This window comes from Enterobacter sp. Taxon_2 (genome assembly GCF_058355295.1).
Genome location: NZ_CM178024.1, coordinates 3,131,831 through 3,152,798, shown reverse-complemented (window position 1 = coordinate 3,152,798; position 20,968 = coordinate 3,131,831). Strand labels below are relative to the sequence as shown.

17 protein-coding genes and 2 tRNA genes are annotated in these 20,968 nt (G+C 55.6%); 10 read left to right on the top strand and 9 right to left on the bottom strand.

Annotation, left to right across the window (positions count from 1 at the left end):
* Nucleotides 1–21: 21 nt before the first annotated feature.
* Nucleotides 22–1,335, bottom strand: coding sequence for a shikimate transporter (gene shiA, locus AC4IC4_RS15045; RefSeq protein WP_491471442.1), 1,314 nt, complete (start codon nucleotides 1,333–1,335; stop codon nucleotides 22–24).
* A 256-nt stretch (nucleotides 1,336–1,591) separates the two neighbouring features.
* Here shiA and pagP point away from each other — a divergent pair, with 256 nt between their 5' ends.
* The gene (gene pagP / locus AC4IC4_RS15040) at nucleotides 1,592–2,167 is read left to right on the top strand and encodes a lipid IV(A) palmitoyltransferase PagP (RefSeq protein WP_045908122.1); all 576 of its coding nucleotides are present in this window, start codon (nucleotides 1,592–1,594) and stop codon (nucleotides 2,165–2,167) included.
* On the opposite strand, the gene AC4IC4_RS15035 is transcribed toward pagP, so the two are convergent.
* The 3 genes from AC4IC4_RS15035 to AC4IC4_RS15025 are packed head-to-tail and all read right to left on the bottom strand — an operon-like array spanning nucleotide 2,164 to nucleotide 7,273.
* Nucleotides 2,164–3,129 (bottom strand): acyltransferase, encoded by a 966-nt coding sequence (locus AC4IC4_RS15035; protein ID WP_048029361.1) that lies wholly within the window; start codon nucleotides 3,127–3,129, stop codon nucleotides 2,164–2,166. The two genes, pagP and AC4IC4_RS15035, sit on opposite strands and share 4 nt — an antisense overlap.
* A complete protein-coding gene (locus tag AC4IC4_RS15030; protein WP_491471441.1) occupies nucleotides 3,126–6,188 on the bottom strand; it encodes an efflux RND transporter permease subunit in 3,063 nt (1,020 codons plus the stop codon). The genes AC4IC4_RS15035 and AC4IC4_RS15030 overlap by 4 nt, the downstream gene beginning before the upstream one ends.
* Nucleotides 6,188–7,273: an efflux RND transporter periplasmic adaptor subunit gene (locus AC4IC4_RS15025; RefSeq protein WP_491471440.1), complete on the bottom strand. Its 1,086-nt coding sequence runs from the start codon at nucleotides 7,271–7,273 to the stop codon at nucleotides 6,188–6,190. The genes AC4IC4_RS15030 and AC4IC4_RS15025 overlap by 1 nt, the downstream gene beginning before the upstream one ends.
* 396 nt (nucleotides 7,274–7,669) lie before the next feature.
* Between AC4IC4_RS15025 and AC4IC4_RS15020 the strand changes: the two genes are divergently transcribed.
* The 3 genes from AC4IC4_RS15020 (at nucleotide 7,670) to ldtA (ending at nucleotide 11,800) form a co-directional block, all read left to right on the top strand.
* A complete protein-coding gene (locus AC4IC4_RS15020; protein ID WP_491471439.1) occupies nucleotides 7,670–8,101 on the top strand; it encodes a universal stress protein in 432 nt (143 codons plus the stop codon).
* A gap of 47 nt (nucleotides 8,102–8,148) precedes the next feature.
* On the top strand, nucleotides 8,149–10,842 hold the full coding sequence (locus AC4IC4_RS15015) for a cation-transporting P-type ATPase (protein ID WP_491471438.1): 2,694 nt from the start codon (nucleotides 8,149–8,151) through the stop codon (nucleotides 10,840–10,842).
* A 61-nt stretch (nucleotides 10,843–10,903) separates the two neighbouring features.
* The gene (ldtA, locus tag AC4IC4_RS15010) at nucleotides 10,904–11,800 is read left to right on the top strand and encodes a L,D-transpeptidase (RefSeq protein ID WP_032646426.1); all 897 of its coding nucleotides are present in this window, start codon (nucleotides 10,904–10,906) and stop codon (nucleotides 11,798–11,800) included.
* 121 nt (nucleotides 11,801–11,921) lie between these two features.
* Here ldtA and AC4IC4_RS15005 read toward each other — a convergent pair.
* A tRNA-Asn gene (locus tag AC4IC4_RS15005) sits at nucleotides 11,922–11,997 on the bottom strand.
* A gap of 320 nt (nucleotides 11,998–12,317) precedes the next feature.
* Between AC4IC4_RS15005 and nac the strand changes: the two genes are divergently transcribed.
* Together nac and cbl are read left to right on the top strand one after the other, a co-directional pair.
* A complete protein-coding gene (nac, locus tag AC4IC4_RS15000; protein WP_024908060.1) occupies nucleotides 12,318–13,235 on the top strand; it encodes a nitrogen assimilation transcriptional regulator NAC in 918 nt (305 codons plus the stop codon).
* Between the two features lie 96 nt (nucleotides 13,236–13,331).
* Nucleotides 13,332–14,282 carry an HTH-type transcriptional regulator Cbl gene (cbl, locus tag AC4IC4_RS14995; RefSeq protein WP_023336219.1) on the top strand — a complete coding sequence of 317 codons (951 nt, stop codon included), beginning with the start codon at nucleotides 13,332–13,334 and terminating at the stop codon, nucleotides 14,280–14,282.
* Between the two features lie 43 nt (nucleotides 14,283–14,325).
* Here cbl and AC4IC4_RS14990 read toward each other — a convergent pair whose 3' ends face one another.
* Complete coding sequence (locus AC4IC4_RS14990; protein WP_491471437.1) at nucleotides 14,326–14,934, bottom strand: glutathione S-transferase family protein; 609 nt, start codon at nucleotides 14,932–14,934, stop codon at nucleotides 14,326–14,328.
* A 170-nt stretch (nucleotides 14,935–15,104) separates the two neighbouring features.
* On the opposite strand from AC4IC4_RS14990, the gene AC4IC4_RS14985 reads away from it, so the two are divergent.
* From AC4IC4_RS14985 to proR, 3 genes are all read left to right on the top strand, one after another.
* The gene (locus AC4IC4_RS14985; RefSeq protein WP_491471436.1) at nucleotides 15,105–15,998 is read left to right on the top strand and encodes a LysR substrate-binding domain-containing protein; all 894 of its coding nucleotides are present in this window, start codon (nucleotides 15,105–15,107) and stop codon (nucleotides 15,996–15,998) included.
* A gap of 175 nt (nucleotides 15,999–16,173) precedes the next feature.
* Nucleotides 16,174–16,527: a type II toxin-antitoxin system RelE/ParE family toxin gene (locus tag AC4IC4_RS14980; protein WP_491471435.1), complete on the top strand. Its 354-nt coding sequence runs from the start codon at nucleotides 16,174–16,176 to the stop codon at nucleotides 16,525–16,527.
* A gap of 4 nt (nucleotides 16,528–16,531) precedes the next feature.
* Nucleotides 16,532–16,834 (top strand): transcriptional regulator ProR, encoded by a 303-nt coding sequence (gene proR / locus AC4IC4_RS14975; protein ID WP_029741460.1) that lies wholly within the window; start codon nucleotides 16,532–16,534, stop codon nucleotides 16,832–16,834.
* A 74-nt stretch (nucleotides 16,835–16,908) separates the two neighbouring features.
* Here the strand turns inward: proR and AC4IC4_RS14970 are convergent, their stop codons facing one another.
* Nucleotides 16,909–17,829 carry a LysR family transcriptional regulator gene (locus tag AC4IC4_RS14970; RefSeq protein WP_491471434.1) on the bottom strand — a complete coding sequence of 307 codons (921 nt, stop codon included), beginning with the start codon at nucleotides 17,827–17,829 and terminating at the stop codon, nucleotides 16,909–16,911.
* 141 nt (nucleotides 17,830–17,970) lie between these two features.
* On the opposite strand from AC4IC4_RS14970, the gene AC4IC4_RS14965 reads away from it, so the two are divergent.
* On the top strand, nucleotides 17,971–18,387 hold the full coding sequence (locus AC4IC4_RS14965) for a RidA family protein (protein WP_267215041.1): 417 nt from the start codon (nucleotides 17,971–17,973) through the stop codon (nucleotides 18,385–18,387).
* A gap of 143 nt (nucleotides 18,388–18,530) precedes the next feature.
* Here AC4IC4_RS14965 and AC4IC4_RS14960 read toward each other — a convergent pair.
* Nucleotides 18,531–18,606: transfer RNA gene (locus AC4IC4_RS14960), tRNA-Asn, on the bottom strand.
* A gap of 164 nt (nucleotides 18,607–18,770) precedes the next feature.
* Nucleotides 18,771–20,960 carry a TonB-dependent siderophore receptor gene (locus AC4IC4_RS14955; protein ID WP_032646415.1) on the bottom strand — a complete coding sequence of 730 codons (2,190 nt, stop codon included), beginning with the start codon at nucleotides 20,958–20,960 and terminating at the stop codon, nucleotides 18,771–18,773.
* Nucleotides 20,961–20,968 lie beyond the last annotated feature (8 nt).

Genomic DNA, 20,968 nt, shown 5'->3' with positions numbered 1-20,968 from the left:
GCCTGTGAAACAAAAGTGAGATCAGCGGTGGCTCGTCTCTTTCATCAGTAGCGCCGTTGCCGCCGACAGCAGGCAGCCGGCCAGCAGATAAATCGCCACGCTGTGCCAGTTGCCGCCCGAGAAGGTTACCAGCGCGGCGGCAATAAACGGCGTAAACCCGCCGCCGACCACGCTTGCGACCTGGTAACCCACGCCCGCGCCGCTGTAGCGGTAGCTGGCGCCGAACAGTTCGGTAAACATCGGCTGCTGTACGCAGACCACCATATCGTGAGCGATGTTCGCGAGCATGATAGCAAAGAAGACAATCCAGAAGATCGACTGCGCCTCCAGCGCCATAAAGAATGGCCAGGCGCTGAGGCACCCAATCAGCGCGCCGGTGATGTAGACGCGACGGCGGCCAAACCGGTCCGCCAGCCAGGCGAAGCAGGGTATCGTCAGGCAGCTGATCCCGCCGACCAGCAGGCCGATATTCAGGAACAGCTCGCGCGGCAGGCCGAGATTCTGCGTCGAATAGTTCAGGGCAAAGGCGGTGACGATATACATCGTCAGCAGCTCGCACAGGCGCAGGGCGATAATTTTCAGAAAAGCGCCAGGGTGCCGAATCAGGGCTTCCATCACCGGCAGTCGCTTTTTGACGGCCGGTTTTTCCTGCTGCTTTTCGAACTCTGCCGACTCCTCCATTCCGTTACGGATCCACAGCGCGGCGATGACCAGCACGATGCTGAAGATGAACGGAATGCGCCAGCCCCAGCTCAGGAACTGCTCGTCGGTGGTGAGCTGGCTAATTAACGATACCAGCCCTGTGGAAAGCAGCAGCCCTACGCCGTACCCGACCTGCACGCCGCTGCTGTAAAACGCTTTCTTGTTTTTTGGCGCGCTCTCAACGGATAACAGCGCCGCGCCGCCCCATTCGCCACCCACGGCGAAGCCCTGAATGGCGCGTAATGTCACCAGCAACACTGGGGCCCACCAGCCAATGGCGGAAAACGACGGGAGAATGCCAATCAATGCGGTGGCGATCCCCATCATCCAGACGGTGAGCATCAGCATGCGCTTGCGGCCAAGACGGTCGCCGAAGTGGCCGAAGATCACCCCGCCCAGCGGGCGAAACAGAAAGCCGACGCCGAAGGTGGCAAACGCGGCGAGCGTGCCCATCGCGGGGCTGACCTGGGGAAAAAACTCGCGGTTGAACACCAGCGCGGCGGTAATGCCGTAAAGCAGAAAATCATACCAGTCGACGACGGCACCCGCGAAGCTGCTGAGTGCGGCGCGGCGGGCACGATTGAGCGAAGGGGTCTCCTCGTTGGGACGATCGGAGATGAGGGTGGAGTCCATAGTTGTCCTGTCCGTACTGATTTTTTAATTATTGGTATAAGAAAAGGTCACTCACATTGCGCCCGTCATATAAACGGAACCTATGAGACTACCGCGACAAAACGCCTGAGAAAACGTTTTTATCTTTCCGGAAGGTGCTGAATAAATAAATTTCATCCACACCTGCGGCGAGATAATTGCCTCTTCTGGCTTCGTTAAGTGCTGAATGGTTTACAGTAATAGTGACCGTCGCGTGAGTTAAGCTGAGGGAATAACGATGCAACGCACCTTTTCGGCATTCTGGATGATTCTGTTTTTATTCGTCGCACCGCTTCAGGCGGAGCCCAACGTCTATGGCGAGCAACGCATCAGCGGCTGGTGGAATGCGTTGACGGAAGACATTTCGCAAACCTGGGCGCAGCCTCAGCGTTATGATCTGTACCTGCCGTTTCTGAGCTGGCACGCTCGCTTTATGTACGACAAAGAAAAAACCGACAAGTACAACGAAATGCCGTGGGGAGGCGGGCTGGGCGTTTCCCGCTATAACGAAGAGGGTAACTGGAGCGCGCTTTTCGCGATGATGTTCAAGGACTCGCACAACGAATGGCAGCCCGCGATGGGCTATGGCTGGGAGAAGGGCTGGTATCTGGATAATGCCAGAGATTTCCGCCTTGGGCTCGGTGCCGCCGCAGGCATCACGGCGCGAGATGATTTTGCGAACTATGTCCCGCTACCGTTCATCTTCCCGCTTTTTTCGGCCAGCTATCAGCGCGTTACCGTCCAGTTCACCTATATTCCCGGGACTTATAACAACGGCAACGTGCTCTTTGCCTGGCTGCGCTTAGGCTTTTAAAGGGTGATCACCTTTTTTGCCACGGCGTTAGACAATACCAGCATGGAGAAGAGAACAGAGGTGACGAACGTAAGTACAATCAACGCCAGCTTCATGCCGAGTGACGTCACCGGTATCAGCGCCGTCAGCAGATGAAACACCGAGTAGTGCACAATATATACGCCAGTCATCGTTTTGCTGATGGCGGCCAGTATGGACTCCTTAAACTCAGCATTGCGGCGAAAGCGCACGCCGTTCGCCGCAATCACCAGGGCAATAATCAGGATGTAGATCTGCGAGCCGGTGAGGATAAAGGCGTTTCTGTCGGCCTTAAACAGGGCAAAAAAGAAGTGGCGCTCGTAAAACCAGGTGAAGAGATAGATAAACGGGATGGCGATAACCGCCGCCCGGACTACATTTTTGCGGCTTATCCACTCGGCGATTTTAGGATCGCAGAAGAGTTGCCCCGTCAGATAAAACAGCAGCCACGTCCAAAGCCGATACTGCGGTGAAAGAGAAAGGACGTGCGTTTCAGGATAAAGCGCCGATAACAGATCGTATCCGTAGGAAAAGAACAGCAGGGCAGCAATCGCACCGCAGAACAGCGATCTCCGCTGGCTAAGCCACTCTACCGCCGGGTGGAAGGTGTAAATCACGACAAAGGCGAACACGAACCAGGGCTGGATTAAATATCCGCGCTGATAAGGCTCCCACAGGTAGTAGATCGTTATCCAGAACAGAAAAACAATCACAAGACTTTTAATTTTACCCAGCTGCCAGCGCGTGCCGTGCCGGGATTGTCCGTCGAGATAGCCCGACACCACAAAAAACAGCGGTGTAGCGATCGTCGAGATAAAGGTTAAAAACCCCAGGATCCAGTGATAGTCATAATCATAATGATCCCAGGTATTGTAGATGGTGAAGAAGGTCACCGCCGTCATACAGCCCAGCGTCTTGATAATGTTCAGCCCTGTCGCATTCATTGTTGTTTGGCTTCGTCCTTACGATGGAAACACGCATAGATCACGGGGAGTACCAGTAGCGTCAGGATTGTAGCAAACCCCAGTCCAAACATAATCACAACGGCCATGCTCTGGAAGAAAACATCCAGCAGTAGCGGAGCCAGGCCAAGTACGGTCGTGAACGCGGTGAGCAGGATAGGGCGCAGGCGCGAGGTGGCGGCATAAACGATCGCGCTGTGCTGATCCTTTTGCGTTTTCTGCTGTTCGATCTCTTCCACCAGCACGATGCCGTTGCGGATGAGCATTCCGCTCAGGCTCAGCAGACCAATCAGCGCCATAAAGCCAAAGGGTATGCCGGTAATTAAAAATCCTGGTGTGACGCCAATCAACGCCAGCGGTACGGTCAGCCAGATTGCGACGGCATTTTTTACCGAGCTGAACATCAGCACCGTAATGACAAACATCACCAGATACCCGAGAGGCAGCGTTGTGAACAGCCCTTGCTGCGCTTCACTGGAGTTTTCCGCATCGCCCCCCCACTCGATGCTGTAGCCGTGTGGCAGGGGAAGGGCATCTACCTGCGGCTTCACGCGGGCGAGAATATCGCCGGAGGTTTGCTGGGTCAGCGGGTCCGGGTCCGTCTGAACCGTCAATACCCGCGAGCGGTCGCGTCGAAGTATGAGCGGATCTTCCCATTCCAGAGAGAAGCGACTGACGACGTTACTCAGCGGGATATACTGCTGCCGCGCCTGGCTCCACACCAGCACGTTGTTCAGGTGGCTGGCATCCAGCCTTTCGCTTTCCGGGGGCCTCACCACCACGGGCAGCAGGTCGCTGCCTTCCCGATACAACCCCGCCCGGCTGCCGGAGAAATTTATCTCCAGCGCGTTGTCGACGTCCTGTTTATCCACGCCAAGCTCGCGTCCCAGCGCGGCAACGTACTGCGGGCGGATCACTTTGCTGCGGTTTTGCCAGTCGTTTCGGACGCTCCCCGTAGCCGGATCGCGCGCCAGAATATCGTCCACCTGGCTGGCAATCAGACGCAGCCTGTCAGGATCCGGGCCTTTAATGCGCACTTCAATGGCGCTGTCGCCGGAAGGGCCAAACATCACCCGTTTCGTGCTGGCGTTCACCTGCGGGTAGTTTCGCGCGATGTACTCGTCAACGTGGCGGGTCAAGGGGGAAATGTTACGCTGGTCATCCATGCGCACCATGATCTGCGCATAGTTGCTGTACTGCCGCTGTCCGCTGTAGGTCAGAATAAACCGCATGCTCCCCTGACCGATGGTGGAGACGGTGGTTTCCACGCCGGGCTGGTCCTTGATGGTTTTCTCAATATCACCGGTCATTTTCTCGGTCCATTTGATATCGGTCCCGTAGGGTAACCACAGGTCGACAAAGAAAATCGGCGTATTGGACGACGGGAAAAAGTTTTGCCGCACCGCGCCGAACCCCCAGACAGAAGCGGCCAGCAGTGCGGCCATCACTACCAGCGTCGGTGCCTTATGGTGCAGCAGCGTGTTAAGCAGGCGCTGATAGAGGCGGTAGAGACGTTTGTCGTAAGGATCTGACTCGTCAGTGGTCTCCGGCGCGTTGTCGTTTTTAAACAACCACCACTTAATCATCACCGGGGTGAGGGTGAGCGCCGAGAACCAGCTCAGCATCAGGGAAATCAGCAGCACCTGGAAGAGGGATTTACAGTATTCCCCGGTGGAATCCTGCGACAGTCCGATAGGCGCAAACGCAAGGATAGCGATCACCGTCGCCCCCAGCAGCGGCAGGGCGGAGCGACGGATGATAGTGTTAACGGCGGTTAATAGCGGGGCGCCCTGCTGTCGGGCAATCAACACCCCTTCGACAATGACGATGGCGTTATCCACCAGCATGCTAAGGGCGATAATCAGCGCCCCAAGCGAGATGCGCTGTAGCTCAATGCCCCAGAGATACATAATCAGCAGCGTGCCCAGCACGTTAAGCGCGAGGGAAAACGCGATGATGATCCCGCTGCGTACGCCCATAAAGATCAGCAGCACGCCGATGACAATCGCCAGCGCCATCAGGAAGTTAATAATAAAACCGTTAACAGAATGGCCCACTTCGGCTGCCTGATCGTAAAACAGGTCTATCTGTATGCCTGCCGGTTTTTCCGCCGACATCTGGTTTAGCTTCGCCTCCAGCGCGTGGCCCACGTCGATCACGTTCACGCCGGGAATAAACGAGACGCCCATGGTGACGGCTTTTTTGCCGTTGGCATGGTAGATACTGGCTGGCGATTCGTTCAGCCCGCGCGACAGCGTGGCGATATCCCGCAGACGCGTCGCCGCCCCCGTGCCGGAAGGCGTGATGATGAGATCCGCCAGTTCATCAAGATTCTCGAATTCACCGGTCGGGTGCAGACGAATGGATTCGCTGCCAGAGGTGATTTCTCCGGCGCTGGAAACGACGTTAAGCCTGCTGAGCAGGGCGGAAAGCTGGTTCAGGGTAATGCCGCGCGCGGCCATTTTGGTCAGGGAAATATCGATATTGACCTGTTGGCTAATCGCTCCGCCGATGGCAACCTTCGCGACCCCGGGGACCAGAATCAACTCGCGGCGCAGCTGCTCCGCGTATCTCACCAGTTCAGGATTACTGAATTCATCCCCGGAAATGGCGAAGAAGAAGCCGAACACGTCGCCGAAATCGTCATTCACAAAGGGCGTAACGACGCCGGGCGGGAACTGACGCGAGGCGTCGCCCACGCGGCGGCGCAGTTCATCCCAAATCTGCGGCAGTTCATTTGAGTGATAGCGTGAAGCGATGTTAACGGTGATTTGCGACAAACCGTTTGAAGAGATGGAGCTCACGTTGTTCAGATAAGGCAGCTGCTGAAGGGCATTCTCCAGCGGCAGCGTCACCTCTTCTTCGACCTGCTGAGCGGATGCGCCGGGGTAGTGGGTGACCACCACTGCGGTTTTGATGGTAAAAGCGGGATCTTCCAGCCTGCCGATATTCAACAGCGCGAAAATACCCCCGATGCCCAGCAGCAGAATCGTTAGCCAGACGCGAACAGGGTTATTAATAAATTGACGAGAGATATCCATTACAGTCCCCGTTCACGCGTCCAGATACGCACCGGCTGGTTAGCATGCAGCTCCCCAACGCCTGCGGCTACCACGCGCTCGCCCGCCTTAAGCCCGCTGGTGATCACCACCCCTTCGGTAATCACTTGCCCCACGCTGACCTTGCGGTCTTCAAGATGGAGCGTGTCGCCTTCTCCTGCCACAACCCAGACGTGCGGCTCATTGCGCGGGCTGTTGTCCGGGTTAAAGACTGCCTCAACCGGTACGACCAGCGCCAGAGTGCCCGCGCCAGCCGGGAGGTTAGTTAAATTAATGGTCACCGTACCGCTTACGCCACCGACGGCGGGAAAATCATCTGGCCGCGGCATGGTTAGTATTACCTGCCAGGTCAGGGTATTACTGTCGCTGCTGCCCGAGTGTTCTTTATAAACGGCGGTAAATTCCCGATCCGGAATGGCGTTAATTCTCACTACCGGGCGATACTGCGCGTTGCGAATATCAAAGGTCTTAAACAGGTTTTCAGGGATGCTGAACACCACGTCAAGCAGATCGGTGCGGGTTAACGTCGCGATGGGCTGACCGGCAGACACCACCTGATGGTTTCGGACATGTACGCTGGCCACCGTCCCGCTGAAGGGGGCGACAAGCGTCATTTGATTCAACTCTTCTCGGGCTATTTGTAGCGCCGCATTCGCCGAATCGCGGTTCGCACGCTGCACGTCCATTTCGGCTTTCGAAATCGCCTGGCGGCCCGCCAGCGTCTGGAAGCGATCGAATTGCCTCTGGGCCAGCGTCGCCGCCGTTTGTCTGTCATTAACCCGCTGCTGGGCTTCACGGGCATTCAATCTTGCAAGCTGTTGACCCTGCTTGATGACTGCGCCCTGACGCACATCGAGCGCTTCAATTTGACCTGCGCGCTTGAAGGAAAGGTCTGTGGCATCGCCCGATTCAATGCGGGCGGGAAAAACGCGCTGCTGGGCGTTACCGGGAACCGTCACCTCCGCTACTTTTACCATTCTGGGCAGGGGGGAGACGTCTTTGGGTTTCGGGTCGCACGCTGTGAGCGTTAACAAAACGAACGATAAAAGAGAGAGGTAGCGGTTCACTGTATTCCCCTAATAAATAACTGTTTTATTTATTCCATAACCTGGACAGGGGTGACACTATTCTGCCAGAACAGTGACGACCATATAGGTAAATAAACCAATCGCCGTGCTGGCGATAATGGCAAGCGCAATAAACATACCCAGTCGGATCAGGCTTATACCATACATACATTCCTCCATGAGCCGGAAGCGGTGGCTAACTATGAGCATAGTCGGCGAAAAGATAAATGTTAAATAACCATTAGCAGTGGGGAAGCGCTAAACCTGATATTCCTGTGCTACGTTTAATATTATTCATCTCTTTTTATCGTAACTGGCATTAAGGGCAACCCCCTGCATTTAATGCGTTTTTATGCTTCATTCACTCTCATGTTGGTTATAAAAAGGATGCTCGATATGTATAAAAACATTCTCGTTCCGGTGGACGTCTACGAGACAAGCCTGGCGGATAAAGCGTTGCAACATGCACAGTTTCTGGCGAAAAGCGCATCGGGTGACATTCATTTGCTGCACGTCATGCCCAAATTTTCAGCCGAACTGACGCGCGGTTTTATTTCAGATGCGCGCAAGATGGATGAATATATGATTAATAATTCGAAAGAAAAACTGTCTGACCTGGTCAAAAAATTGAATCTGCCAGAAGAGCGGGTTCATCTCCATGTTCGTAGCGGAAATGTTCGTGATGAGGTTATTAAGCTGGCGGATGAACTTGCTGCTGGCGCGATTATTGTCGGCTCTCGAAATCCAAATATTCAAACCCATTTGTTAGGATCGGAGGCGGCAAGTATTGTCCGTTACGCCCATGTTCCTGTTTTCGTTATTCGTTAATTACATGAAAGCAAGGTGATTTCTGAATAGAACCTGAGGAAGGAACGATGAAAACAGGAAAACCTGAACGTCCGTATTATCAACAAACCGTTGACGAAACCCTGTCGAATATCCACTCCACCCTGGAAGGACTTAGCGGCACTGAGGCATCAGCCCGACTTCAGCAGCATGGTGAGAATGCTTTGCCGCAAAAAAAGGGTAAACCCGCCTGGCTGCGCTTCCTGGCGCATTTTAACGATGTGTTGATTTACGTTCTGCTGGTGGCCGCGTTGCTTAAGCTCTTTATGGGCCACTGGGTAGACATGTTTGTGATCCTCGGCGTTGCCATCATAAACGCGCTGATTGGCCATGTTCAGGAGAGCAATGCTGAAAAATCGTTGCAGAGTATTCGCAATATGCTCTCCAGCGAGGCCGTGGTGGTACGACAGGGAAATCATGAAACGATCCCCACCACGGCGCTGGTCCCGGGCGATATCGTGGTGATCCGTGCCGGGGACCGTATCCCTGCGGACCTGCGCGTGATTGAAGCGCATAATCTTCGCGTGGAGGAGGCCATCCTGACCGGCGAATCCACCGTTGTTGAGAAAAACAGCGATGCGTTAAGCGGGGAACTGCCTTTAGGTGACCGGTATAATCTGCTCTACTCAGGCACCACCGTCAGCTCCGGCGGCGGTAAAGGCGTGGTGGTGGCTACCGGGGGCGAGACCGAGCTGGGCCACATCAATCAGATGATGTCCGACATTGAAAAGCACCGCACGCCGCTGATGGTGCAGATGGATAAGCTCGGTAAAACCATCTTCATTACTATCCTGGTCATGATGGTGGCGCTGTTTGTTTTCAGCCTCTTGTTCCGGGATATGCCGGTTTCTGAACTGGTGCTGTCGCTTATCAGCCTCGCCGTTGCCGCCGTGCCGGAAGGCCTGCCGGCCATCATTTCCATCATCCTTTCGCTTGGCGTACAGGCCATGGCGCGTCGCAAGGCCATCATTCGTAAGTTGCCCACGGTGGAAACCCTGGGCGCAATGACGGTCATCTGCTCGGATAAAACCGGCACCCTGACGATGAATGAAATGACGGTCAAAGCGGTGATTACCGCTGAGACGACCTATCGCGTGGAGGGCGACAGCTACGAACCGGTGGGGAATATTCACCCCGTAGATGACCCGACGCCCGTCAGCGTGACGCAGGGCTCCCTGCTGGAACGCTACCTGCGCACCATTGACCTCTGTAATGACAGCCAGCTGATCAAAGACGAGCAGGGGCTGTGGAAAATCACCGGCGGTCCAACCGAGGGCGCGCTGAAGGTGCTGGCGGCGAAAATTCCGCTCCCACCGCTCGATACCGAGATGCGCAGTAAAATCCCGTTTGATTCGCAGTATAAATACATGTCCACGCTGTACCGGCTGGGCGATGAAGAGGTGATTTTAATCACCGGCGCGCCGGACGTCCTGTTCCGCCTGTGCCAGTACCAGCAGACGAATGACGGACTGCAGCCATTCGATCAGCCATACTGGGAAGGTAAAATTGAAGAATATGCCCGGGAAGGGCTACGTATGGTGGCTGCGGCCTGGAAACCTGCCCGCGAGGGACAACGCGAGCTGGACCACCCGGACCTCCATGATGGCGTGATCCTGCTGGGTATTGCCGGAATGATGGATCCGCCGCGTCCGGAGGCCATTACCGCCATTGCCGACTGTCTGCAGGCCGGGATCCGCGTGAAAATGATCACCGGCGACCATCCGCAAACGGCCATGAGCATTGGGCAAATGTTGGGGATTGGTAACGCCGCAAGCGCTATCACCGGACGTGAGCTGGAGGCGATGGACGATCGTCAGCTGAGCGACGCCGCGCAGCAGTACGATATTTTCGCCCGTACCAGCCCGGAGGATAAATTCCGCCTTGTGCAGGCCCTGCAAAGTAAACAGGAAGTGGTGGGCATGACCGGGGATGGCGTAAATGATGCCCCGGCGCTCAAGCGGGCGGATGTGGGTATCGCCATGGGGATTAAGGGGACGGAAGTCACCAAGGAAGCCGCCGATATGGTGTTAACGGATGATAACTTTGCCACCATTGCCAGTGCGGTACACGAGGGACGTCGGGTTTACGATAACCTGAAAAAGACCATTCTGTTCGTTATCCCCAGCAACATCGCGCAGGCCCTGCTGATCATCATCGCGCTGCTGGCGGGGAACCTGATCCCGCTGACGCCGGTCCTGATCCTGTGGATGAACATGGCGACGTCAGCAACGCTGTCGTTTGGCCTGGCGTTTGAAGCGGGTGAGAAGGACATCATGAACCGGCCACCGCGCAAGGCGAATCTCCATGTGATGGACGGCTATGCCATCTGGCGCGTGGTGTTTGTCGGTCTGATGATTGCCATCAGCGCCTTCGTGCTGGAAGCCTGGCTCCAGCCGCGCGGTTATTCGGCGGAATTTATCCGCACCGTGCTGCTGCAAACCCTGGTGACCGCGCAGTGGTTCTACATGCTCAACTGCCGCGTGAATGACGGCTTCTCGCTGAGCAAAGGCCTGCTGGCGAACAAAGGGATTTGGATCGTGAGCGGCGTACTGCTGGCGCTACAGCTTCTTATCATTTACGCCCCCTTCATGCAGATGCTGTTCGGCACCGAAGCGCTGCCGTTCCGCTACTGGGTCATCACCTTCCTGATTGGTTTTGTGATGTTCCTGATTGTCGAGGCGGAAAAAGTGCTGACGCGCAGATGGCGCAAAACCGAGGCGTGATAGCGTAAACTGAGAAAGCCTGCCTGAGTCCAGGCTTTCTCTTTTTTGAGCACAGGAAACTATGATTCGACTGACCTGGTTCGTCCTTACGCTGTGTGCCGCTGTTCCCGGCGCGTTTGCCGTAACCTATACCCTACCGCCGGAAGGCAGTCGGCTGGTGGGAACCCCGATTATCATCACCGTTCCCGAGCACAATACATTACCGCTTGAGGCCTTTGCCGCACAGCACGGGCAGGGGCTAAGCAATATGCTGGAAGCGAACCCGGGGGTGGATCCTTTTTTACCCAAATCCGGCACCCGGCTGGTGATCCCCCAGCAGCTCATTTTGCCCGACACCGTTCGCGAGGGGATTGTCGTTAACGTGGCGGAAATGCGCCTCTACTATTATCCACCCGGCAGCAATACCGTTGAAGTGCTGCCCATCGGCATCGGCCAGGCCGGGCGAGAAACCCCGCGTAACTGGGTGACGGCCGTTGAGCGTAAGCAGGTGGGGCCAACCTGGTCTCCGACGCCGAATACGCGCCGTGCCTATGCGGCAGAAGGGAAAACGCTCCCGGCATTCGTGCCCGCCGGGCCGGATAACCCGATGGGGCTGTATGCCATCTATATCGGCAGGCTCTATGCCATTCACGGCACAAACTCGAATTTTGGCATCGGGCTGCGGGTGAGCCAGGGCTGTATTCGTCTGCGTAATAACGACATCAAATACCTTTTCGATAACGTTCCCGTAGGAACCCGCGTGCAGCTTATCGATCGGCCCGTAAAAATGACCACGGAGCCGGACGGCAGCCGCTGGGTGGAGGTTCACGAGCCATTATCACGTAACCGTGCGGAATTTGAATCGACCCGGAAAGTGCCTCTGCCAATGTCAGCTGCGCAGCGGACGCAGTTGATAAACGAGGGGGCGGGAGCCGAACTGGAACGGCGGTCAGGGATGCCGGTGAAACTTGCTTATTGAGACTGTGTTGCCCGGTGGCGCTGCGCTTACCGGGCCTACTGTCCCGTAGGTCGGGTAAGGCGACAATTTTACCCGGCGCAGAAAAGCAAAAAGCCTGCTTTAAAAGCAGGCTTTCCAAATTTGGCTCCTCTGACTGGACTCGAACCAGTGACATACGGATTAACAGTCCGCCGTTCTACCGACTGAACTACAGAGGAATCGTGTGAACGGGGCGCATATTATCGACCTGCGTTCACCTTGTCAAAGGGTGGATCGCCGCCTTTCGATCGTTTGCTGACAAAATCGGCAAAGTGATGTTTTTGGCAGCGGAATGCACCGTCATGGTGCGGGTATACCCCTAATGGGGCAGATCATAAACTGCTGTTTCGGTAATTAAATCCCCCTCTGTAATTAGGATTCCTTATTTTCAGACGCTTAGCGAACAATTCAGACCGCCTGGTAAAAGTGGCATTCATATTGCAAAACCTGTTCAACAACGACAGCCGGTTCCGGCACAGCATTTCGAACAGGGGGCAAAATGAACTTAAGACGACTGAAATACTTCGTAAAAATCGTCGATATCGGCAGCCTGACTCAAGCGGCAGAAGTGCTGCATATCGCGCAGCCTGCGCTGAGCCAGCAGGTGGCTACTCTGGAAGGCGAGATGGATCAGCAATTGTTGATCCGCACCAAACGCGGCGTCACGCCAACGGAAGCCGGTAAGATCCTGTATACCCATGCGCGCACCATTCTTCGCCAGTGTGAACAGGCGCAGCTGGCGGTGAATAACGTGGGTCAGACCCTGAGCGGACACGTTTCTATCGGCCTGGCGCCGGGAACGGCCGCGTCCTCAATTACCATGCCGTTGCTGCAGGCCGTTCGCGCTGAGCTGCCTGAAGTGCTGGTATACCTGCATGAAAACAGCGGTTCCGTACTGAATGACAAACTGCTCAGCGGCCAGCTGGATATGGCGGTCCTTTACGATCGCTCCCCGGTCGCCGGCATCACCAGCCAGCCGCTGCTGAAAGAAGATCTCTACCTCGTGGGGACCCGTGACTGTCCGGGCCAGAGTGTAGACCTTGCCGCCGTGGCAGAGATGAACCTCTATCTGCCGCGCGACTACAGCGCCGTGCGCGTACGCGTGGATGAAGCGTTCTCCCTGCGCCGTCTGACGGCCAAAATCATCGGCGAAATCGACTCGATCTCCACGCTGACCGCAGCCATTGCCAGCGGCATGGGGGTGACCGTTCTGCCGGAATCCGCAGCCCGCTCGCTGTGCAGTGCGGCAAACGGCTGGATGGCGCGGATCACCACGCCTTCGATGAGCCTGCCGCTGTCGCTGAACATGTCCGCACGCGGTTCGCTGTCGCCACAGGCGCAGGCGGTAAAAGAGATTTTGATGTCGCTGGTCAGCAAGCCATCGCTTGAGAACCGTGAACTCCAGCTCGTGAGCTGATATTCCATAAAAGAATAAGATGCTGGTTTTTATTATTTGTTCTGCAGCTCGGCTGACTCTAACAATAGAGCTATGTCAGATGCTCCGGAGTGAATCGTGAATTTCCAGCAACTTAAAATTATCCGTGAGGCGGCCAGGCGGGACTACAACCTGACCGAGGTCGCCAATATGCTTTATACCTCTCAGTCCGGCGTCAGCCGCCATATCCGCGAGCTGGAAGAGGAACTGGGCATAGAGATCTTTATCCGTCGCGGCAAGCGGCTGCTCGGCATGACGGAGCCGGGTAAGGCTTTGCTCACTATTGCAGAGCGGATCCTCAACGAGGCCAGCAACGTGCGTCGTCTGGCGGATCTCTTCACCAATGACGCCTCAGGCGTACTCACCATCGCCACCACCCACACCCAGGCGCGCTACAGCCTGCCGCCGGTGATCAAAGCGTTCCGCGAACTTTTCCCTGACGTCCGTCTGGAGCTCATCCAGGGCACACCGCAGGAAATCGAAGTGCTGCTGCAAAACGGTGGGGCGGATATTGGCATCGCCAGCGAACGCCTGAGCAACGACCCGCTGCTGGTGGCTTTCCCCTGGTTCCGCTGGTACCACAGCTTATTACTTCCGGTCGATCATCCGCTGAATCAGGTCTCTCCCCTGACGCTGGAAGACGTTGCCAAATGGCCGTTGATCACATACCGCCAGGGAATTACGGGACGTTCGCGCATAGACGAGGCCTTCAACCGCAAAGGGCTAACGCCGGACGTGGTGCTGAGCGCGCAGGATTCTGATGTGATTAAAACCTACGTCGAGCTGGGTCTGGGCATTGGCCTGGTGGCGGAACAGTCCAGCGGAGAACGCGAGGACGGGAACCTGGTGCGTCTTGATACGCGTCATCTGTTTGACGCCAATACCGTATGGCTTGGCCTGAAGCGCGGGCAGCTGCAGCGCAACTATGTGTGGCGCTTTATCGAGCTGTGCAATGCCGGGCTGTCGGTGGATGAGATTAAACGCCAGGTGATGGAGCCGGAAGAAGTGGCGATTGATTATCAGATATAGCTGCTGGCTTGCCCGGTAGCGCTGCGCTGACCGGGCTCGTCATTTAGTTGAACGGATATTTTTTAAAAACTGCCTGTGATTCGAATGATTCGGCAAACGCCTGAATCTCTCTAAAATCCGCTGCGTTAACGACGTGCGGGATCATCGACTGAATAAACGTCCAGACAACCGTGCTCGTGACGGCAACCTGATCGGGAGTTGCGGTTGCCGGACGCGTCTCCAGTAAGGCATTCCATTCCCTGCAGGCCGCCAGCAGCTGAATTGTAATGCGCTCGACCCATATAGCGTGCTGCTTTTCCACCGGGCGCTGGTTGTGTTCATACACATTTTGCACCGCTTTTTCAGCGGCGGCGAGGATAAAGCCCAGCGCCTGAAGATCCTTTACCAGCGCATCCGGCGCGACGGGCAGGAGTTTCCGCTCGGGGGCGGCCTGAGCATCAAAATAGTTCAGTATCAGCGAGGAGTCCATCAGCCGTATTCCGTTATCCAGAACCAGCGTCGGGGCTTTTACCGCGGGGTTGATCCGGGAGAACGCGTCGAAGGTGCTAAAGACTGACAGCGGCTGGCTTTCAAACTCAACGCCATAAAGCTCAAGGGAAATCGCCACGCGCCGTACATAAGGTGAATCCATCATGCCAACAAGCTTAATCATCGTTCCCGTTTTCCTGTCTTTGTGAAATAACGCGTCATTGAAGAGGATGACCAGACATTACAATACAATTTGCATGGCGAATATCTTCAGTATCTTACCGTAAGGGTTAGTATTACTGACATATGGTCAGGTTGCCGCTGTATATCCAGCGCAGAGAAGGAAGTGCTTTCATGTCGGATTTTCCACCCATTGCCAGTTTGCGAAGCTTTGAAGCCGTCGCCCGTCTTGGCAGCGTGACGCTGGCGGCGAAAGAACTCCACGTTACCCATTCCGCTATCAGTCAGCAGATCAAAGTGCTGGAGGAGATGGTGGGCGTAAAGCTGTTTATCCGTCAGGGGCGAGGAGTGCAGATCAACGAAGAAGGGCGGCTCTATGCCTTACAGGTACGCGAGGCATTGAACCACATCGCGGATGCTACCCGACTCGTACAGGTGAAGCCGAGAAAGCAGGAGCTGACGCTGGCGATGGTGCCGTCATTTGGATGCCACTGGTTACTACCGCGTCTGGCTCGTTTTCGGTCGAAATATCCGCTTATCACCCTGCGGATCCAGGCCAGCCTGACGGTCACCAGCCTGCAGCAGGAAGGGATAGATATCGCGATACGGATGGGGCAGGGGAACTGGGAAGGGAGTGAAAGCCATTACCTTTTTTCCGACGAACTCATTGTGGTGGCCGCGCCGGGCTATAACGACGGTGTGCTGCCCGCTACGCCAGAGGAGATTGCAAAGAGTCATATTATTTTCTCTATGGAGTCGTGGAAAACGTGGTGCATGAATGCGGGTCTTGAGAAAGAGATCGTGCCTGACGGTTTATGCATTAACGACTCCAATATCATTATCGAAGCCGTTCGGCTCGGGAAAGGTATCGCGCTGGAGCGTCGCTCTCTGGTTCAGGATGCCATCACCCGGGGCGAGCTGGTCCAGCTAACCTCCATCACCGCACCATATCCCTGGCCTTACTGGTTGGTAACGGCGCAGCCAACGGAGGCGAAGCCGGAGGTGACACTCTTTAAGGCATGGCTGGAGGAGGAAGTGGCGGCCTGGAAGCAGTTGACCGGATCCTGAGTTTTTTCGATGCTGCTCGTAACAAAATGAATATCCGATAAGAGATACACAGAATTACTCCTACACACATTCAGTATTCCCGTAACCCACAAGAATCTTCTTTTCCATCTCTGCATAATCATTGCTATAGCTTTGCATGTATATAGTCTTTGATCTATATTTGATGGGAGGCCTTGTGTGGGCAATTAACATGACGGACAGGTTTGATCGCTGGTTCACTTCGCTTGACGATACGGATCGCGCCAGCGTACTTGCAGCACTGCTTGTTTTGCGAGTGAAGGGGCCGGGTTTATCGAGACCCTACGCTGATACGCTTAAAGGCTCTCGTCACAGCAACATGAAAGAACTACGTATTCAAAGTAAGGGTGATCCATTGCGGGCGTTTTTCGCCTTCGACCCAAACCGTACTGACATCATGCTTTGTGCTGGCAATAAGGTCGGTAATGAAAGGCGATTTTACGATGAGATGCTTCTCGTTGCTGATCGGGAATTCACTCACTGGCTGAATACATTAAAAGAGAGGGAATAGCGCGATGGGAAGAACCCTTGAGCAGCTTATAGCGGATGAAAAGCCTGAAGTTGTCGCCAGCGCTCAGGCAATAGCAACGGATATTTTGCTCAATATTCATCTGGCTGAGTTACGTGAGAAAGTACAAAAAACGCAAGTAGAGATGGCACAGGCTCTGGGTATCAGGCAGCCTACCGTTGCGGTAATGGAAAAGCCCGGGCGCGATTTGAAACTCTCTTCACTCAAGCGTTACGTTGAGGCTGCGGGCGGAAAGCTGCGGCTTGATGTTGAGCTGCCAGATGGCTCGCACTATGAGTTTGTGCTGTAGGGCAGAAAAGCGAAAAGCAGCTTCAAAACCGCAAAAATAACCATCAATCGGCGGTGATGAGCGAATAGATGTCGTTACTTACTGGTGGATGTAGGGACATGCTGCTGCATCAATTCAACGATCCAATCAATAAAAACGCGCAGTCTGGCGTTGACATGGCGGTTCGGCGGAAACGCCAGGTACAGGGGCATTGGGTTAATCCGCCATTGTTCGAATAGCGGAATCAAGGCGCCACAAGCCTGATGTGCTGCCGCCATATAGACGGGTAGCGCAATCACGCCTAACCCGGCTAACCCAGCTTCGAGGTAAGCATTGCCATCATCCACGGCAAGTACATAGTTGCCCGTGATTTCAATATGTTCACTCGCACCGTGCAGTACCAGAGGATCAACCTTACCGGTGCGTGAAGATAAGAATCCCACAATGCGATGGTCGGTGTTTTCCAGCTCTCGCGGGTGCGCAGGGGCGCCGAGGCGTTCCACATAACTCGGTGCGACGTAAACACCGATTTGCAAATCGCCAACATGGCGTGCGATCAGGGACTGGTCGTTGATTTCGCCACCCCGCAGGACGCAATCCACATTGTCGCCGATTAGATCCACCACCCGGTCGCTCACGCCCATGTCGAACTGGATATCAGGGTAGCGTGTATGAAAAGCCGGTAGCGCGGGCACCAGAACAAAGCGGGCGAGAGGAGTGGGCACATCTATCCGCAGGCGTCCCCTGGGGGTCATCGTCGCACTGGAGAGGCTGTTTTCAGCATCTTCCATGTCCGCCAGCAGACGGATGACGCGCTCATAGTAGACCGCGCCATCAGGAGTGACGCCGAGCCTGCGGGTGGTGCGATGGAGCAGCTTGACGCGCAGGCGCGCTTCCAGTTGCTGAATAAGCTGCGTCACCGTGGTTTTGCTCATATGAAGCGTTTGGGCAGCCTTTGTGAAACTGCCTGCTTCCACCACGCGAGCAAAGGCGCGCATCGCATCGAAACGATCCATCCCTTGTCCTCTCTTTTCACCGATTGTTTGGATATTACAAACAATGATGGACAAAGTCGCTTGTTTATCCGCCCGATCCAGCACCTGTAAAGTGGCTTTATATTCACCGGGCAGATTTCGCCCCATTGCAAAGGTACAGACATGACAACACGCGAAGCCGTTTTTCCCTTCGGACGCCAGGCGCTCTATGAGCGCAATCGGTATTCACCCGCCATCAAATCTAACGGCTTCCTGTTTGTTTCGGGGCAGGTGGGTAGCCGGGAGGATGGTTCGCCTGAAGAGGATCTCAACGCGCAGGTCCGGCTGGCATTCGATAACCTTAATGCTGTTCTGACGGCTGCGGGCTGCACGTTCAGTGACGTGGTTGACGTGACCCTCTTTGTCGTCGATCCCGAGTCAAACCTCGACGCTATCTGGAGTATCCTGCCAGAATATTGGGGGGAAGCGCCTTACCCGACGCTGACCGGGATCGGCGTGACGTGGCTGTACGGATTCCAGTTTGAGATTAAGGTGATTGCCCGGCTGCCCACGAGTCATGATAAGACAGAGGTAAATTGATGAAAGCAGCGGTTTATTGTCCGGTGGCGCTGCGCTTACCGTACCTACAGTCCCGTAGGCCGGGTAAGGCGAAGCCGCCACCCGGCAAATTTTCCGAGCGCAGAAAAGCAAAAAGCCTGCTTTAAAAGCAGGCTTTTCAAATTTGGCTCCTCTGACTGGACTCGAACCAGTGACATACGGATTAACAGTCCGCCGTTCTACCGACTGAACTACAGAGGAATCGTGTGAACGAGGCGCATAGTAGCGACCTCGGTACGCCTTGTCAAAGGGTGAAAACGCACTTTTCGTTCGTTTGCCGACAATTTCAGCAAATCGCTGATTTTATAGCAAATTCGCGTTGAAATTACACAACAAAATGCGCCGCCCGCAGGCGGCGCGCAGGATCAGAACAGAACGGAGTAGTTCAGACCAAACGTCCGTCCACGGCCTTTGTAGGTATACAGACCCGGTGCACCGTAGGTTGGGCTATACAGCCCCGGCGCGCGCTGGCCCCAGGCGGTGGTGTAGTCTTTGTCCAGCAGGTTTTCCACGCTGAAGCTGACTTTACCCACCGGCAGGGCGTAGCTGCCCAGGAAGTCGACCGTGTTATAGCCATCGATCTTCTTGCCGTCGGAGTCTGACACGTCAAAGGTCTGCGTGCTCTGCACGCGCAGGGTCCAGTCGCCCGGCGCCCAGTTGACCCACGCGCTGGCTTTCGACGGGCTGGCGCTGTCGACCGTCAGCTTCTCCCATTTCCCGTTTTCGCGGGTTTCCGACTTAATGGCGTTAAAGTTCGCCCCGGTGCTCCAGTCGCTGTCGGTGAAGAAATAGTCCACCTGACCTTCCACCCCGTAGATACGACGCTTGTCGTCCTCCAGGTTAATGGTCATGTCCGTCTTGTTGATGGTGATGGTCTTATCCGAGAGCGAATAATACGCCGCAACCTGCGTGCGTAGGTTATCCCCGGTGTAGCGCCAGCCCAGCTCATAAGCGTTGACCTTGATACCGTCCAGCTTCGAGTCGTTCACGTTGACGCTGTTCAGCAGGCGGTAGTGACCGTTGCTGAGTTGATAGGTGCCCGAGCCGTAGTACTTCGCCAGGTCCGGAATTTCGAAGCCCTGGGAGAAGTTAAACCACACCTGCTGCTGTTCGGTCAGGCGACCGAGGATCCCGGCGTTAAACAGGAAGTTGTTGTAATCGGTTTTCCCGCCCGGCACCGCGTCGGCGGAGGTCGCTTTCCCGGTGGCGATGGCCTGCTGCTGGGTGTAACCGACAAAGTCGTCCACCTTGTTCTCGGTGTACTGGTAGCGCACGCCGCCGCTCAGGGTGATGGCGTCAATGTCGTAGCTGGCCTGCAGGAACGGGGCGAGGTTGGTGATGCTGTAGCCCGGGTAGCGGCCCACGTTGTAGGCGTTATCCAGCTCCATGCCGCCGCTCGCCGCGGCTTTGCTCAGGTTAAAGAACTGCTGGTTGGCGTCGAAGGTTTCGTGGTCGGCATCCATACCCCAGGTCAGCGTTAAATCGTCCACCGGCTTGCTGTTCAGCGTCAGCTTGCCGCCGTAGAAATCGGTTTTCTGCTGCGACGCGCCGATGCTGCTCACCACGCCTTTGGTCAGGGTCGGGAACGGATAGTAGGTCAGGCTCTCGTCACGATAGTAAATCTGCGCGACCAGATCCTGGCCCCAGAAGTCGGTATTGGAGTACTGCAGGTTAATCAGATGGCGCTCGGTACCCGGCACGCGGTCAGAATCGAGGTTACCTTTGTTGTAGGCGGTCGCATCCCCCGTTACCGCCGAGAAGTTCTTCCCGAGATACAACCCATGCTTGCCGTCGGACTCGCTCTTGTAGTACTGCGTCGTCAGCTGCAGCTGCTGATGATCGTCAATGTTGATGGTGCCTGTGCCCATCACATCGATACGGTCGGAATACTGGAGGCCGGTCTGGGTGTTATCAATGATCACCTCGTCGCCGTTGCCGTCATACCAGCCGCCGTAGCGCTGATACGACACCGACAGACGACCGGAAGCGTTGTCGTTGCCGCCGCTGACCGCTGCCGACACGTTCTCATCGTGGTCGTTGTGGCTGTTAAACCCGCTCTTTGTCCCGGTCTGGAACTCAACTTCGGTTTCCGGCTGGCCTTTTTTGGTGACGATGTTCACCAGGCCGCCGGTGCTGCCGCCGCCGTAGAGTGAGGTGGCACCGGAGATGACTTCGATACGGTCAATGTTGAACGGATCGATAGAGTCGAGCTGGCGGCTGTCGCTGCGGGACGAGTTCAGGCGCACGCCGTCCACCATCACCATCATGGAGCGGCCGCGCAGATTCATGCCGTAATTGGTACGTCCCTGGCTGCTGACGTCCATGCCCGGGATCAGCTGCGCCAGCACTTCTTTAATCTCTTTCCCGCCCTGAACCTGCTGCTCAATTTCAGCCCGCTCAATGACCCAGGTGGTCTGCGCCATCTCCGCCACGCTGCGGTGCGCGCGGCTGGCGGAGACAACGATATTTTCTTCCTTTTGTTCTTCCGCCCACGCAGAGGTAGAAAGCATTGCAAGCAAACAAGGATTTAAAACCCAAAGATGAGAACGTTTCATTGTTATAT

Excerpts from the sequence above, each read along its gene's own strand:
- ldtA (WP_032646426.1), top strand. The coding sequence starts at position 10,904 with ATGATTCGACTGACCTGGTTCGTCCTTACGCTGTGTGCCGCTGTTCCC.
- AC4IC4_RS15035 (WP_048029361.1), bottom strand. The coding sequence starts at position 3,129 with ATGAATGCGACAGGGCTGAACATTATCAAGACGCTGGGCTGTATGACG.
- proR (WP_029741460.1), top strand. The coding sequence starts at position 16,532 with ATGGGAAGAACCCTTGAGCAGCTTATAGCGGATGAAAAGCCTGAAGTT.
- AC4IC4_RS14955 (WP_032646415.1), bottom strand. The coding sequence starts at position 20,960 with ATGAAACGTTCTCATCTTTGGGTTTTAAATCCTTGTTTGCTTGCAATG.
- AC4IC4_RS14970 (WP_491471434.1), bottom strand. The coding sequence starts at position 17,829 with ATGGATCGTTTCGATGCGATGCGCGCCTTTGCTCGCGTGGTGGAAGCA.
- AC4IC4_RS14990 (WP_491471437.1), bottom strand. The coding sequence starts at position 14,934 with ATGATTAAGCTTGTTGGCATGATGGATTCACCTTATGTACGGCGCGTG.
- AC4IC4_RS14965 (WP_267215041.1), top strand. The coding sequence starts at position 17,971 with ATGACAACACGCGAAGCCGTTTTTCCCTTCGGACGCCAGGCGCTCTAT.
- AC4IC4_RS14985 (WP_491471436.1), top strand. The coding sequence starts at position 15,105 with ATGTCGGATTTTCCACCCATTGCCAGTTTGCGAAGCTTTGAAGCCGTC.
- shiA (WP_491471442.1), bottom strand. The coding sequence starts at position 1,335 with ATGGACTCCACCCTCATCTCCGATCGTCCCAACGAGGAGACCCCTTCG.
- AC4IC4_RS15030 (WP_491471441.1), bottom strand. The coding sequence starts at position 6,188 with ATGGATATCTCTCGTCAATTTATTAATAACCCTGTTCGCGTCTGGCTA.
- pagP (WP_045908122.1), top strand. The coding sequence starts at position 1,592 with ATGCAACGCACCTTTTCGGCATTCTGGATGATTCTGTTTTTATTCGTC.
- nac (WP_024908060.1), top strand. The coding sequence starts at position 12,318 with ATGAACTTAAGACGACTGAAATACTTCGTAAAAATCGTCGATATCGGC.
- AC4IC4_RS15020 (WP_491471439.1), top strand. The coding sequence starts at position 7,670 with ATGTATAAAAACATTCTCGTTCCGGTGGACGTCTACGAGACAAGCCTG.
- AC4IC4_RS15015 (WP_491471438.1), top strand. The coding sequence starts at position 8,149 with ATGAAAACAGGAAAACCTGAACGTCCGTATTATCAACAAACCGTTGAC.